This window comes from Streptomyces sp. NPDC046197, from assembly GCF_040646295.1.
In the GTDB taxonomy this organism is placed as follows: Bacteria; Actinomycetota; Actinomycetes; order Streptomycetales; family Streptomycetaceae; genus Streptomyces.
In genome coordinates this window covers 22722-36199 of sequence record NZ_JBEYZY010000030.1, presented here as the reverse complement: position 1 = coordinate 36199, position 13478 = coordinate 22722, and the positions used below count along the sequence as shown (strand labels likewise).

Sequence of the window (13478 nt, the reverse complement as noted above, 5' to 3'; positions counted from 1 at the left end):
CTAGCCGTTGGCCAGTGCCTGTACGCGGTCCAGTGCCCCGTTGAACTTGTCGTGGTCGCCGACCGTCGGGCCGGACGAGGTGTACTGCCACATCGTGTGGTAGCCCCAGCCGGCCGGCAGCGTCCCCGGGGTGGAGGTGTAACGGGCGATCCACAGCGGGTTGTTGGCCGCGAAGCCGCCGTAGTCGCCGGTGCAGTCGGTCCACCAGCTGGTGGCCGTGTAGATCACGGCGTCCCGGCCGGTGCGGGCCCGGTAGGTGCTGAGGAAGCCGGCGATCCAGCCGACCATCGCGCTGCGCGTCTTGCCGTAGCACTCGGCCCCGTACGGGTTCCACTCGATGTCGAGCGTGCCGGGCAGCGTCTTGCCGTCGCGGGACCAGCCGCCGCCGTGGTCGACGAAGTAGTTGGCCTGGGTGGCACCGCTGGTGGTGTCCGGGGTCGCGAAATGGTACGCCCCCCGGATCATGCCGATGTTGTACGAGCCGTTGTACTGCTGGGCGAAGTAGGGGTTCGTGTAATACGTCCCTTCGGTCGCCTTCGTGTACGCCCATCTGACCCCGCTGGTCCACAGCGTGGACCAGGCGACGTTGCCCTGGTAGGCGCTGACGTCCACACCCTCGGTCTGGGCGGCGAGCACGCCGGTGGGCAGGGGCCCCCGGCCGTCGTGCGCCACGACGCCCATGCCCATGTACGCGGAGCCGCGGGCGGGGGTGGTGGCGGCCGAGGAGGGGAGCGTGAGCAGGGGGCAGAACGCGGCGAGCAGGATCCCCGCGACGGTGAGGCGCCGCGCGCGGGCGGCTTTGGATCTGAGCACGAGCATGACGTGCCTCCGAAGGCTCGGTGGTGCTCGGTGGGGGGAAGCGCAGGCGTGCCCCGGCCGTGCTGGGGAGGACGGGGCGTCGTCGGTCCGCCGGCCCGTCGGCACGGTTATGGCGTGGGCATGCCAGTAATTGCCTGGTCAAGAAGCTACGCACGTAGAACGGGGGTGGGAAGGGGGTCCGGAGGCTGCCGTTGGTCTACGCCTGCGAAATACTTACGGAGCTGCGGTGATGGCGGCGACTGGCGGAAACTTTCAGGACCGGGAAAATCCAGGCAGGGGCTGACGTGCACGAAGAGGCAAACGGCGAGCGACGCCGAGTCGGATCCGACGTGCCGCCCAGTGGTGCGGACCGGGAGTTCCTGTCCCTGGAGCGGGAACTGACGGTGCTGTTGCGGCGGGCCCGGGCCAACCAGGGCGAGATGGCGCGCGAGGTCCATCCGGACCTGGAGTCCGCGGCGTACGGACTGCTGGTACGGCTGGACGAGTGCGGCAGTCAGCGCGCCACGGAACTCGCCGCGTACATCGGCGTCGGCAAGGCCACGATGTCCCGCCAGCTGCGCGCCCTGGAGGAGCTCGGGCTCGTCGCCCGGGAACCGGACCCGGCGGACGGGCGGGCCTGGCTCGTGGCCCTCACCGACGAGGGCCGCGGCCGCGTCGGCCAGGTGCGCGAGGCCCGCCGCGCCCGGTACGTCAGCCAACTCGCCCACTGGGACCGCCGAGAGGTGTCGGAACTGGCCCGGCTGCTGCACGAGTTGAACCGAGTGATGGAGAAGTAACCGGACGTGGCGCCGCCCCGCGGGGGCAGTGTCTCCCTGCGGCCCTGCGGCCCTGCGGCCCTGCGGCCCTGCGGCCCTGCGGCCCTGCGGCCCTGCGGCCCTGCGGCCCTGCGGCCCTGCGGCCCCGCCCCGGGCTGCCCCCGCCGGCGTCGGTCGCCGTCGTCACAGTTCCACGAACACCACCGTCGCGTCGTCGTGCGTCTTGCTGCGGCCCAGGTGGATTCGCTCATCGCGGTCGGCGTGCTCCAGGGCCCGTACGCGGTCCACGAGCGCGCGCGCACCCTCTTTCCGTACCAGGCCCAGACACTGCGCCCAGTCGCCCTGGCCGAACTTCTCCACCCACCGCCCCGCCCCGTCCGTCAGCGCGGCCAGCGAACGGACCTCGGCGCGGGGCAGCGTGCCCGTCACGGCCCGGCGCGCCACCGAGGGGTCCGCGGCCGCGGTGAAGAAGCCGCCCTCCTTGTTGCGGACGGTGGCGTCTATGAGCGCGTCGGTGGCCAGCGAGGCCCGGGGCAGCCGGGTCAGCCGGTCGTCCAGGACGGGGGTGACGAGACCCTCGGACGACTCCACCAGCAGCGCGGAGTCGGACAGGACCAGGTACTCGACGGCCTCCGGCGACCAGCGCGCCAGGACCACGGTTGCCTGTGGAGTGCGCGGGTGAGAAAGCTCACAAGTGATCGCGTGGGCCTCGGAGGTCCGGGAGATCGCGCGCGCCAGGATCTCCGTCAATGTCAGATCTCTGCAGGAAACGGTCAGTTCGGTCAGCACGCCGCCCAGGCGCGCGGTGAACCAGGGGACCGAATGCAGACAGCCGGTCCCGCTCCTCGGCGGTGTCACCCCGTCCAGGACGACAAGGCAGCCGCCCTGCCCGAAAGCCGGTAGTCCGACGCTCGCGAAGTCCTCGTTGGGGCGATCCGGGTGACCGGGCTCCGAAACAACCTCAGTGCGCATTCAGCCAGTCTGCACGAAGCCTTCACAAGGTTTGCGAAAGGCTGGCAATACTCTCGGAATTGGCGCAGTACCGCAGGTCAGACGCCTGGTTTGGGCCGGAATGAATGGCTCCCGCAAGGCGTGGTGGCGAATACTGTCAAAGCCTGCCGCAGACGTCCAACCGGCCCACCGCACACGGCCGTCGGACGCACCAGCGGAACTTGCCCGCCAACTCCCCTCCGATGTTCACTCCTTCGGGTGGCGGGGCGGATGATGCGGGACCACTGCCCATCGGCACTGGGAGGGTCGGGATCCGTACCGGGTGTACGTACCGGCCGCACCAGTTGACGGGGGCGCCACTCGGGTCCATGAGTACACGAGTACAGAAATGCGAGCACCGGTGCAGAAGACGCGGCTTCGGCGCACAGGCAAGCAGACGGCCTCCGCGGGAGGTGCGCAGCAGACGCCCGTCGCGCCCCCTGTCGGCAAGGGGCGTCCGACTCACGTACGCAACCGTCTGATAGCCGCCGTCGCCGTGGTGGCTGCCGCCGTGGCCGGGGCCGGCGCCCCTTCGGTGATCGCCGCCTCCGGGCAGCTGAGCGACTCCCAGGACCTGGTCACGCTGGCCGGGCAGACCGAGGACGCCCTCGCCCTGGCCCACTCGCTCGCCGACGAGCGCGACGAGGTCACCTCGTACGTCGCCGCGGGCCGGCCCAGGTCGAAGGCGCCCTCGGAGCAGCGCAGCACCCGTGTCGACCGTCAGGTCGACGAACTGCGCGCCAACCCCGACACGCCCGCCTGGCTGCGCACCGACCTCGACGGCATCGCGGCCGTGCGGCGGGCGGCCCTCACCGGGCAGAGCACCGCCCTCCAGGCGCACCAGGCGTACTCCGCGCCCATCGCCGAGCTGCACAGGCTCGCCGAACAGCTGGCCGAGCAGATGCCCCCGCGTGCGGGCTCGGGCGCCCATGCCCTCGCCGAGCTCGACACCGCCGTCCAGCAGGCCGCCGCCGCCCGCGGACTGCTCCTCGCGGCCCTCAACGTGCCGTACTCCACGCAGACCGTCATCAGCCCCACCACCGGCCTGCCCACGACGACCGCGACCTCCTCGGACGCCGACACCAAGCAGCGCGCCGCGCTCAGCGCCGCCGCCCAGCAGGCGCGGGTGCGCTCCGACGCCGCCCTGACCGACTTCCGCGACACCGCGCCCGAGACGGCGCGCGCCTCCTACGACTCCACGGTGACCGGACCGGAGGTCACGTCCGCCGAGAAGTACCTCGCCGGTCTCACCGACCGGCCGACGCTCTCCGACAGCGACCTGAACACCAGCGTCAGGAAGGCCGACGCCGCGCTCAGCGCCCGAGTCGACCTGATGGGCGGCGTGGAGTCGTCCCTGTACGACCACCGCACCAAGGACCTCACCAAGCTGCGCGACGACGACGTCACCGCGCTGGAGATCCGCATCGCCGTCCTGGGCGCCCTCCTGCTGGCCGCCATCGGCATCGCCACCGCCCTGGCCCGCACCCTGACCCGCCCGCTCGCCGTGCTCCGCCTCGGCTCGGCCCGGCTGGCCGGTGCCGAGGACCCGACGGCCGAGGAGCCCCTCAAGTTCACCGGCCGCAACGACGAGTTCGCCCAGGTCGTGCGCTCCGTCAACGCGCTGCACGCGCACGCCGCCGCCCTCGCCGAGCGCGTCGCCACCCTGGAGGCCGACCGCAAGCATCTGGTCGGCCAGCGCCAGAAGATGGCCGACGCCCGTGAGGAACTGCGGGCCGAACTCGCCGGCTCGGCCGCTCAGCTGGAGCGGCTGCGCACCAGCATCGGCAGCACCTTCGTCAACCTGGCGCTGCGCACCCTGGGTCTGGTCGAGCGGCAGCTCGCCGTCATCGAGGGCCTGGAGGAGCGCGAGCAGGACCCCGACCGCCTGTCGACCCTCTTCAAGCTCGACCACTTCGCCACGGTCATGCGCCGGCACAGCGAGAACCTCCTGGTCCTCGCCGGCACCGAGCACGTCCAGCAGCACGCCGGGCCGGTCCCGCTGGTCGACGTGGTCCGGGCCGCGGTCAGTGAGATCGAGCGGTACGAACGCGTCCGCATCGCCGCGCTGCCGCCGCACGCCCATGTGGCGGGCTTCGTGGCCGACGACCTGTCCCACCTCCTGGCCGAACTCATGGAGAACGCCACCTCGTTCTCCCCGCCGGACCGGCCCGTCGAGGTCTCCGGCTGGCTCCTGGAGAACGGCGAGGTGATGCTCTCCGTCCAGGACGAGGGCATCGGCATGACCACCGAACGGATGACCCGTCTCAACGGCCGTCTCGCCGCCTTGGACCCGGAGGCCCCCTACGACCAGGAGGGCGAGGACGGACTCGGCCTCGGCCTGTACGTCGTGGCCCGCCTGGCGCACCGCCACGGTGTGCGGGTGCAGCTGCGCGAGCAGCGGCAGGGCGGTGTGGCGGCGGTGGTCGTCGTCCCGCACATGCTGCTGGCCACCCCGCCGGCCGCCGCCCCGGCGTCCGGCGGCACCCAGACGTTCTCCCTGCCCGGAGCCAACGCCGAGGCCAACTCCAACGTCCTGCCCGGCCGCTTCGATGACGGCGACCCGCTGGTGAACCTGGCGGAACAGGCGGTACGACGCTCGGAGACGCCTCCGGACCACGCTCCGCAGCCGCCGCAGGACCTCCCGCAGCCGACGCCGGGTCGCGCCGCGCCGCCTGCGCACGACGCCCCGCAACCGTCGCCGGACCGAGCGGCACAGCCGTCGGAGGAGATCCCGCAGCCGGGGCCGGACCGCGTCCCGCAGCCGACGCCGGAGGTCCGCCGGCCGGGGCATGGCATCCCGCAGCCGACGCAGGACATCGCACAGCCGTCGCCGGACCGAGGGGCGCAGCCGCCGCAGGACCTCCTGCAGCCGGGGCCGGACCGCGCCCCGCAGCCTGCGCACGGCGCCGAACGGCCTGCGCAGGACACTCCGCAGCCGACGCCGGAGGTCCCACAGCCGGGGCACCGCATCCCGCACCAGCCTGCCGTCGGGCCGGAGCCGGTTGCGGAGCGCCCCGCCGAGACCACGATGGAACTCCTGCTCCCGGCCCTGGCCCCGGCATCCGAGCCGGATCCGGCCAGGCCCCACCCGGCGTCCGATGCCGGCCCGGGGCACGAGGGGCACGCGGTCGCCGACGACGGGACGGCGCCGCAGGAGCCAACGGTCCACCAGACGCGCACGGGCGGTGCGGGTGCGATTGCCGAAGGCGAGGCCGCGGCGGAGCACGGACGCGCCCCGGACCGGGCGGAGGAACCCGTCACCGCCAAGGGCCTGCCCAAGCGCACTCCCAGGATCACCGCACCCGACCCGGCCCCGCGCCGGCCCAGCGGTTCCGTGGACGCGGACGCCCTCCGCCGCCGGCTGGGCGGCTTCCGCCAGGGGGCCCAGGCAGGTCTCCGTGCCGTAGAGGCCGAGATCGCCGCACAGACGGACCAGCACAGGACACCCGCGGCCCAGCCCGCGGAGCGCAACGCCGAAGAAGCCACGGGGGGCACCGTCGAGGAGGCAAGCAGTTGACCGCGCCCAGTACCTTCGGACTGAGCAGTGACGCCCGCAACCTGCACTGGCTGCTGACCAACCTCGTCGAGGAGGTGCCCGGCATCCTCTCGGTCGCGGTGGTCTCCTCCGACGGCCTGCTGCTCCTCTCGTCCGACCCCGGCCGCAACCACGAGGCGAGGCAGGCCCGCGCCGTAAGCCGCACCGGCCCGCGTGGCTCTGCCGCCGACCTGGCCACCATCGTCTCCGGCATCGGCAGCCTCACCGTCGGCGCCGCCAGGCTGATGCAGTTCGGCGGGGTCAAACACACGATGGTCGCCATGGACGAGGGCAGTCTGTTCGTCATGTCGATCAGTGACGGCTCGCTGCTCGGTGTGCACGGCTCCGCGGAGTGCGACATGAGCGTGGTGGCGTACCACATGGCGCTCTTCGTCGGCCGCGCCGGACACGTTCTGACGCCCGAACTCCGCAGCGAGCTGCGGAAGTCCCTGGAGTCCGCGTCGGTGGGGAGTACCCGATGAGCAGTACGCCCAGTCAGCTCCCGGTCCGCGGTGGCGACCGCAAACCCGCCCGCGTGCGCCCCTACTCGCTCACCGGCGGCCGTACCCGCTTCGGCCATGTGCTGCTGGTGGAGACGTTCGTCGCGAGCACGGCCGCGCTCGAGGCACCGGAGGAGCGCAGGGAGCTGGCGAACGGTTCCCTCACCACCCGGGTCATGCCGGAGATGCGGGCCATCGCCGAACTCTGCCGCCGGATGCGCACGGTGGCCGAGATCGCCGCGCTGCTGAAGATGCCGCTCGGTGTGGTCCGCGTCCTCCTGAGCGACCTCGCGGACCAGGGAAAGATCCGTGTGTACGGAACCGGGACCGGCCATGGCACGGGCCGGCCGGACCGCGCTCTGCTGGAAAGGGTGCTGAGTGGACTCCGCCGTCTCTGACGCCGCTCGCGGCGTCTCCCCGCTGCCCGCCGTCGCAGTGGACGAAGAGGAACATCTGCGGCCCTGGCAGACGGACCGCACCCAGGCCCCGATCGCCACGAAGATCGTGGTGGCCGGCGGCTTCGGCGTCGGCAAGACCACGTTGGTCACCTCCGTTTCGGAGATCACGCCGCTGCAGACCGAGGCGCTGATGACCGAGGCGAGTGAGGAGACCGACGACCTCACCGCCACGCCGGGCAAGCTGACCACCACCGTGGCCATGGACTTCGGCCGCATCACGCTCGACGACGACCTGGTGCTCTACCTGTTCGGCACGCCGGGCCAGCAGCGGTTCTGGTTCATGTGGGACGACCTGGTGCGCGGCGCGATCGGCGCCGTCGTCCTGGCCGACACCCGCCGGCTGAAGGACTGCTTCCCGGCGCTGGACTACTTCGAGAGCTGCGGGCTGCCGTACGTCGTCGCGGTCAACCACTTCGACGGCAGCGAGTTCTTCGAGCCCGAGGATGTGCGCGAGGCCCTCACCATTCCCGCACACATACCTGTCATGATCATGGACGCGCGACGCCGGATCTCGGCCATCGAGACCCTGCTGGCCCTTGTGGCCCACGCACTCGAGGAAACCCCCGAGTAGTCCAGAAGTAAGCCCTAGGAGACACCCCCGCATGCGGAAGATACTCGTCGTGGGGGCCGGCCAGTCCGGCCTCCAGCTCGCCCTCGGCCTTCAGTCGCACGGGTACGAGGTCACCCTGATGTCCAACCGGACGGCGGACGAGATCCGCTCCGGCCGGGTCATGTCGACGCAGTGCATGTTCCACACGGCCCTGCAGCACGAGCGCGACCTGGAGCTGAACTTCTGGGAGTCGCAGGCGCCGAGGATCGAGGGACTCGGCGTCTCGGTCGCCGCCCCCGGCTCCTTCGACCCGGGCCCCTCGCAGCGCGCCATCGACTGGGTGGGCAGGCTCGACGGGTACGCGCAGTCGGTCGACCAGCGGGTGAAGATGGCCGGCTGGATGGAGACGTTCGCGCAGCGCGGCGGCCAGCTGGTCATCCACGGTGCGGCGGTCGGCGACCTCGACTACTTCTCCCGCGCCTACGACCTGGTGCTGGTCTCGGCGGGCAAGGGCGAGCTGGTGTCCATGTTCGAGCGGGACGCCTCCCGCTCCCCGTACAGCGAGCCGCAGCGCGCCCTGGCGGTGGCGTACGTGCACGGTCTGGGCCCGCGCCCGGAGCACCCCGACTTCGACGCGGTCCGCTGCAACCTGGTCCCGGGGGTCGGCGAGCTGTTCGTCATGCCGACCCTCACCGTCTCGGGCCGCGCCGACATCCTGTTCTGGGAGGGCATACCGGGCGGCCCGCTGGACGTCTTCAACGGCGTGAAGGACCCGGCCGAGCACCTCTCCCTGACCCTGCGGCTCATGGAGAAGTTCCTGCCCTGGGAGTACGCGCGGGCCACCAAGGTGGAGCTGACCGACGCGGGCGGCACGCTGGCCGGCCGCTACGCCCCGACCGTCCGCAAGCCGATCGGCCGGCTGCCCGGCGGCGGCCTGGTCCTCGGCGTCGCGGACGTCGTCGTCGCCAACGACCCGATCACCGGCCAGGGTTCCAACTCGGCGTCCAAGTGCGCCGCCGCCTACCTCGCCGCCATCCTCGAACACGGCGAGAGGCCCTTCGACGAGGAGTGGATGCAGCAGGCCTTCGACCGCTACTGGGCCACCGCCCAGCACGTCACCAAGTGGACGAACGCCATGCTCGCCCCGCCGCCGGAGCACATCCTGAACCTCATCGGCGCCGCGGGCCGGCTCCAGCCGGTCGCCAACCGCTTCGCCAACGCCTTCAACGACCCGGCCGACTTCGAGAACTTCTTCTACGACCCGGCCAGGACCCAGGCCTATCTGGCGGAGGTCTCCGGGGCGGGCGCCGCGTAGTAGCCCTCGTCCGGTCCGTCCAGGGCACCCTTGGGGAGCTTCGGTGGCGCGTACAGCCGCAGGGGCTCCCCGCGCGGGTCCGGCCGCACGGCCCCCAGCACCGGGTTGGCCGCCACGGGCGACACCTTGATCTTCGCGCCCGGCCGGGGCGCCTGCACCACCATGCCGTCACCGAGGTACAGGGCGACGTGCGTGGCCTCGGGGAAGTAGACGACCAGGTCGCCCGGGCGCAGTTCGTTCAGCGGGACACGCGTGAGGCGGGCCCACTGTTCCTGGCTGGTGCGGGGGATGAGCGTCCCCGCGTGCCCCCAGGCCTGCGAGGTCAGCCCCGAGCAGTCGTACGACGCCGGACCCGCGGTACCCCACTGGTACGGCTTGCCCAGCTGCTGCACCGCGTAGCGCACCGCCCGGTCGCCCTCTTCGGTCGGCGGACGCTCGCCGCTGAGCGCCCCGGACGCCAGGAACTTCCGCTGCGCCTCGGCGATCCCGCTCTTCTCGAACGCGGCGATGGCCGCCAGCTGCTCGGCGCTGAGCGAGGCCAGCAGCCTCTCCACGTCGTCGAGGCGTGCACGCACGTCGTCGTGAGCCTTCTTCTGCCGTGCGGCCAGGGCGAGTTGCCCGTCGAGCGCCTTGCGTGCCTCGCCCGCCAGGTCGTTCGCCCTCTTCTCGCTGCCGACCAGCCGCCCCACGGTCTCGGCCCGCTCCCGCGCCAGCTGCCCGATCACATGGCCCTGGTCCAGGGCGTGCTGCGGGTCCCGCGCGAGCAGCAGCCGTACGTACGGGGAGATGGCGGTGCTGCCCTGGTACTGCTGCCGGGCGAGCCGGCCCGCCGCTCCACGGCTGTCGTGCAGGGCGAGGCGGGCCCGGGACAGGGCCGTGTCCAGCCGGGCGACCTCGGACTGCTGCTTCCTGAGCTGCTCGGCGGTGGCGTTGTAGGCCTCGGTGGCCTGCTCGGCCTGGCGGTACAGCCGCTGAAGGTCCGTCAGCAGGTCGGACACCGACCGCTGTGCGGGCTCCGGCGGCTGCGGTGCGGCCGCCGGGGCCGCGGGCGGCCGCGGTGCGGCCGCGGCGGGCACCGGTGCGAGGGCGGCCTGCGCCACCGCCGCCGCACACACCAGACGCAGCACCTTTCCTGACACGTCATCACCTCCCTTTGCGCAGCGGACTCTCCGCTCCGCAACGTGAGCATGGGACGTATGAGATGACTTTCAGTGCATAGGAGCGCCGTCCGGCGCAACAGCGTCACCCGTCGGTGTCACCCGGCTTGCCGCCCGGCGGCTGCCCGGGTTGGGTGTCCGGCTTCGGCTCCGGCCTGGACCACGGCCACTTCAGCCGGCCCGCGCTCTTCCCCTCGGGATCGAACTCGTACTTCCACCCCCGCGGCAGTCCGAGCCGTTTGCTGTGCCCCCGGGGCACCCGGCGGTAGACCAGCACGGTGGGCCTGCCGCCCGCCGCGTCCGGGACCGGGATGCGGTACGTCCTGGGCGGCTGCCCGGTGGGCCCCAGCAGTACGGGCAGCACTCGGCCGTCCATCGGGCCGCCCTCGAAAGGGGTGTCTTCGCTCTTCACGGCACCAGTGTCAGCCATCCCGCGACGCGATGGCCTGCACCAGGGCGGCCGTCTGCGGGTCCCGGGCGGCGGTCACGGTCATCACGGCGACGAACTGCTCGACCAGCCAGTCCCGCAGTTCGCCGGCGGGCGGCTGCTTGCCCTCGTCGAGCCAGATGAGCGAGGCGGCCTCCACCGCGGTGATCCACATCCGCACGGTCATGCGCAGCCGCGGACCCGGGTCCGTGACCTGCAGGTGGCTGAGGATGTGCTCGGCCGCGGCCCTGCGCACACCGTCCACGATGGCCGTCGTGCGGGACGTCTCCACGACGCTGCCGCCCTGCAGCAGGGCGCTGAATCCGGCGTCGTGCTGGTCGACGAAGGTGAGGTAACGGTCCAGGGCGCGGGCGAGGCGGGGCAGCGGCGGGCCCTCGTGCGCCTCGTCGAAGCAGTGCTGCAGCTCTTCGGCCGCGGACCGGAGCGCGGCCTCGTACAGCTGCTGCTTGCCGCCGGGGAAGTACCGGTACACCAGCGGTCGCGAGACCCCGGCCGCCTCTGCCACGTCGTCCAGCGAGATCTCCTCGGGCGCACGGTGCGCGAACAGGGTGAGGGCCGCGTCGAGGAGCTGTGCCCGGCGTTCCTCGACGCTGAGGCGGCGGTAGGCGGGGGTGGGCGCGGCGGGGGTCATGACCCGCAGCGTAATCGGTGACCCCCGGCCCGCACCTGGGCCGGCCGCCCGGACGACCACCGCGGCCGGCCTCCGCGGCAGGGTTCGGCGCACAGCGGGTGGTCAGGCGAGCAGCCCGGACGCCCGCCACAGCCGTCGGCCGGCACCCCGCAGCACCCCGATGTCGTCCAGGAAGTCCGTGAGCCGCCTGGCTCCCGTCTGCATGACCTCCCGCCGGTGCGCGCTCGCCTTCACCTGAGCCATGGCCTCGTGCTTGTCCAGCCCCACGTTCGGGTAGACGTCGGGGTTGACGAAGGCGACCGAGAACACCCGGGCGAACTCACCGGAGGTGATCCGGGTGAACTCCTGCGACCACCTCGGCGCCGTCACCATCTGCCGCCGCAGCTCCTCGCGGGCGTAGCGCACATGGCGTGCCTCCTCCACGACGTGGATCCGCGTGACGCCCCGGATCAGCGGCTGCACCCGCTCGTCCGGGAAGGTCAGCCGCTGCATCCAGTCCAGGACCTCCTCGCCGAGCAGGGTCGCCGTGAAGGATCCGGGGGTCGTCGAGATGGTCTTGAACAGCCGCCCGAGGTTCCGGTGCACCCGGCTCACCGGGTACCAGGGCGTCCCGCCGTGGGCGATCAGGCGGGCGAACATCTTCGAGTGCCGGCACTCGTCCTCGATCTCGGTCAGCGCGTAGCGCACGTGGGCGCTCGTGGCCGCCTTGTCGTAGATGTGCCGTACCAGCAGCTGCATGAGGATGATCTCGAACCAGATTCCCAGCGAGGCGAGCGCCGCGGCCTCGTGCTGGGAGAGCAGGATCCGCTGCTCCTCGCTCATCCGCCGCCACAGCGGTGTGCCGTAGAGCGAGACGAGCTCCGGCGGCCAGAACCACTTGCCCTCCTCGAAGGGCGCGTCCCAGTCCAGTTCCCGGTCCGGGTCGAAGGAGTGCTTGGCGGAAGAGGCGAGCAGCCGCTCGGCCACCTGCTCGCGGTCCTTGAGCAGTCCGAGCGCGTCGCGCAGCCCTTCGAGCGCGCCGGCTTCCGTCAGGGTCGTCATCGCAGTCCCACCTCGTCGTACGGGATGTGGCCGAATTACCGGGGGTCACCCCTTCGCCTCTTATGAGACTGCCTGTCAGCAAGCTCGTCAATCCCTTGCACATGACTTGTTGACTCGGCGTCTACGTGTGAGCCTGCGAGGTATGCCGACCTACGACCTGTACGCCAAAGAACCCGGTGACCCGCACTGGCCGGTCCCCGCGAGCGGCGCGGCGCGCTTCAGCTGGGAGTACGACGAAAACCGCGACCGCCTGCTCGCCCTCTACCAGAAGGGCAAGGACAAGCAGTGGGACGGGCAGAAGCGGATCGACTGGGAGTTGGAGGTCGACGCCTACGACCCGCTCGGCACCCCGGACGAGGCGATGAACCTCTACGGCACCCGGTACTGGGCGAAGATGACCGACAAGGACAAGGGCGATCTGCGGCGGCACTACGCGTCCTGGCAGTTCAGCCAGTTCCTGCACGGCGAGCAGGGCGCGATGATCTGCGCGGCACGGATCGTGGAGTCGGTCCCCGACCTGGACGCGAAGTTCTACTCGGCGACCCAGACGATGGACGAGGCCCGGCACGCCGAGGTCTACGGCCGCTTCCTGCACGAGAAGATCGGCATGCTCTACCCGATCAACGACAACCTCCAGGCCCTGCTCGGCGACACCCTGCGCGACAGCCGCTGGGACATGCCGTACCTGGGCATGCAGGTCCTGATCGAGGGCCTGGCACTGGCCGCCTTCGGCATGATCCGCGACACCACGAACAAGCCCCTGCCCAAGCAGATCCTGGCCTACGTCATGCAGGACGAGGCCCGGCACGTGGCCTTCGGCCGCATGGCGCTGCGCGACTACTACAAGCAGCTCACCGACGCCGAACTCCGGGAACGCGAGGAGTTCGTCATCGAGGGCTGCCACCTGATGCGCGACCGGCTGCGCGGTGTGGAGGTCCTGGAGAACTTCGGCATCCCGAGGGCGGAGGCCGAGGAGCTGAGCGAGAACTCCGAATACCTCCAGCTCTTCCGCCGGCTGCTCTTCAGCCGCATCGTCCCGTGCGTCAAGGACATCGGCCTGTGGGGAAAACGCCTCCAGCAGGCCTACGTCGACATGGGCGTCTTCGAGATGGGCGACGCCAACCTGGACCTCCTCATGGCACAGGACGAGGAGATCGCCGACAAACTGGACGCCGAGCGCTTCGCCGCGGAGGAACGCGAGCGGGTGGCGGAGGTGAGGCAGGCGATCGAGCAGGGGGCGTCCACGTGCTGAGGGGCCGCCTGAGAGCAACTCCCGGTG

General features: G+C 71.6%; 13 protein-coding genes. 7 read left to right on the top strand and 6 right to left on the bottom strand.

Features of this window, described 5'->3' with window-relative positions:
- Positions 1-819, bottom strand: coding sequence for a lysozyme (locus AB0A61_RS31530; RefSeq protein ID WP_361299832.1), 819 nt, complete (start codon positions 817-819; stop codon positions 1-3).
- Between the two features lie 284 nt (positions 820-1103).
- Here AB0A61_RS31530 and AB0A61_RS31525 point away from each other — a divergent pair, with 284 nt between their 5' ends.
- On the top strand, positions 1104-1595 hold the full coding sequence (locus tag AB0A61_RS31525; RefSeq protein WP_361299829.1) for a MarR family transcriptional regulator: 492 nt from the start codon (positions 1104-1106) through the stop codon (positions 1593-1595).
- A gap of 162 nt (positions 1596-1757) precedes the next feature.
- On the opposite strand, the gene AB0A61_RS31520 is transcribed toward AB0A61_RS31525, so the two are convergent.
- On the bottom strand, positions 1758-2546 hold the full coding sequence (locus AB0A61_RS31520) for a protein phosphatase 2C domain-containing protein (RefSeq protein ID WP_361299827.1): 789 nt from the start codon (positions 2544-2546) through the stop codon (positions 1758-1760).
- Positions 2547-2913: 367 nt separating this feature from the next.
- On the opposite strand from AB0A61_RS31520, the gene AB0A61_RS31515 reads away from it, so the two are divergent.
- Genes AB0A61_RS31515 through AB0A61_RS31495 form a run of 5 tightly spaced genes read left to right on the top strand, consistent with a single transcriptional unit; the run spans position 2914 to position 8922 of the window.
- A complete protein-coding gene (locus AB0A61_RS31515) occupies positions 2914-6081 on the top strand; it encodes a nitrate- and nitrite sensing domain-containing protein (protein WP_361299824.1) in 3168 nt (1055 codons plus the stop codon).
- The gene (locus AB0A61_RS31510; RefSeq protein WP_361299821.1) at positions 6078-6581 is read left to right on the top strand and encodes a roadblock/LC7 domain-containing protein; all 504 of its coding nucleotides are present in this window, start codon (positions 6078-6080) and stop codon (positions 6579-6581) included. The genes AB0A61_RS31515 and AB0A61_RS31510 overlap by 4 nt, the downstream gene beginning before the upstream one ends.
- The gene (locus AB0A61_RS31505; RefSeq protein WP_361299818.1) at positions 6578-6997 is read left to right on the top strand and encodes a DUF742 domain-containing protein; all 420 of its coding nucleotides are present in this window, start codon (positions 6578-6580) and stop codon (positions 6995-6997) included. Before AB0A61_RS31510 ends, AB0A61_RS31505 begins: the two co-directional genes overlap by 4 nt.
- The gene (locus AB0A61_RS31500) at positions 6978-7628 is read left to right on the top strand and encodes an ATP/GTP-binding protein (RefSeq protein WP_361299815.1); all 651 of its coding nucleotides are present in this window, start codon (positions 6978-6980) and stop codon (positions 7626-7628) included. The genes AB0A61_RS31505 and AB0A61_RS31500 overlap by 20 nt, the downstream gene beginning before the upstream one ends.
- A gap of 31 nt (positions 7629-7659) precedes the next feature.
- The gene (locus tag AB0A61_RS31495; RefSeq protein ID WP_361299812.1) at positions 7660-8922 is read left to right on the top strand and encodes a styrene monooxygenase/indole monooxygenase family protein; all 1263 of its coding nucleotides are present in this window, start codon (positions 7660-7662) and stop codon (positions 8920-8922) included.
- On the opposite strand, the gene AB0A61_RS31490 is transcribed toward AB0A61_RS31495, so the two are convergent.
- The 4 genes from AB0A61_RS31490 to AB0A61_RS31475 form a co-directional block, all read right to left on the bottom strand.
- On the bottom strand, positions 8886-10061 hold the full coding sequence (locus AB0A61_RS31490; RefSeq protein ID WP_361299809.1) for a C40 family peptidase: 1176 nt from the start codon (positions 10059-10061) through the stop codon (positions 8886-8888). The genes AB0A61_RS31495 and AB0A61_RS31490 overlap by 37 nt on opposite strands.
- Before the next feature lie 103 nt (positions 10062-10164).
- Entirely contained in the window at positions 10165-10509 is a 345-nt protein-coding gene (locus tag AB0A61_RS31485; protein ID WP_361299806.1) for a hypothetical protein, read from the bottom strand.
- Complete coding sequence (locus AB0A61_RS31480; RefSeq protein ID WP_361299803.1) at positions 10502-11158, bottom strand: TetR/AcrR family transcriptional regulator; 657 nt, start codon at positions 11156-11158, stop codon at positions 10502-10504. The genes AB0A61_RS31485 and AB0A61_RS31480 overlap by 8 nt, the downstream gene beginning before the upstream one ends.
- Positions 11159-11260: 102 nt before the next feature.
- On the bottom strand, positions 11261-12199 hold the full coding sequence (locus tag AB0A61_RS31475) for a diiron oxygenase (protein WP_361299800.1): 939 nt from the start codon (positions 12197-12199) through the stop codon (positions 11261-11263).
- A gap of 142 nt (positions 12200-12341) precedes the next feature.
- Here AB0A61_RS31475 and AB0A61_RS31470 point away from each other — a divergent pair, with 142 nt between their 5' ends.
- Positions 12342-13451 carry a ferritin-like domain-containing protein gene (locus AB0A61_RS31470; RefSeq protein WP_361299797.1) on the top strand — a complete coding sequence of 370 codons (1110 nt, stop codon included), beginning with the start codon at positions 12342-12344 and terminating at the stop codon, positions 13449-13451.
- Positions 13452-13478 lie beyond the last annotated feature (27 nt).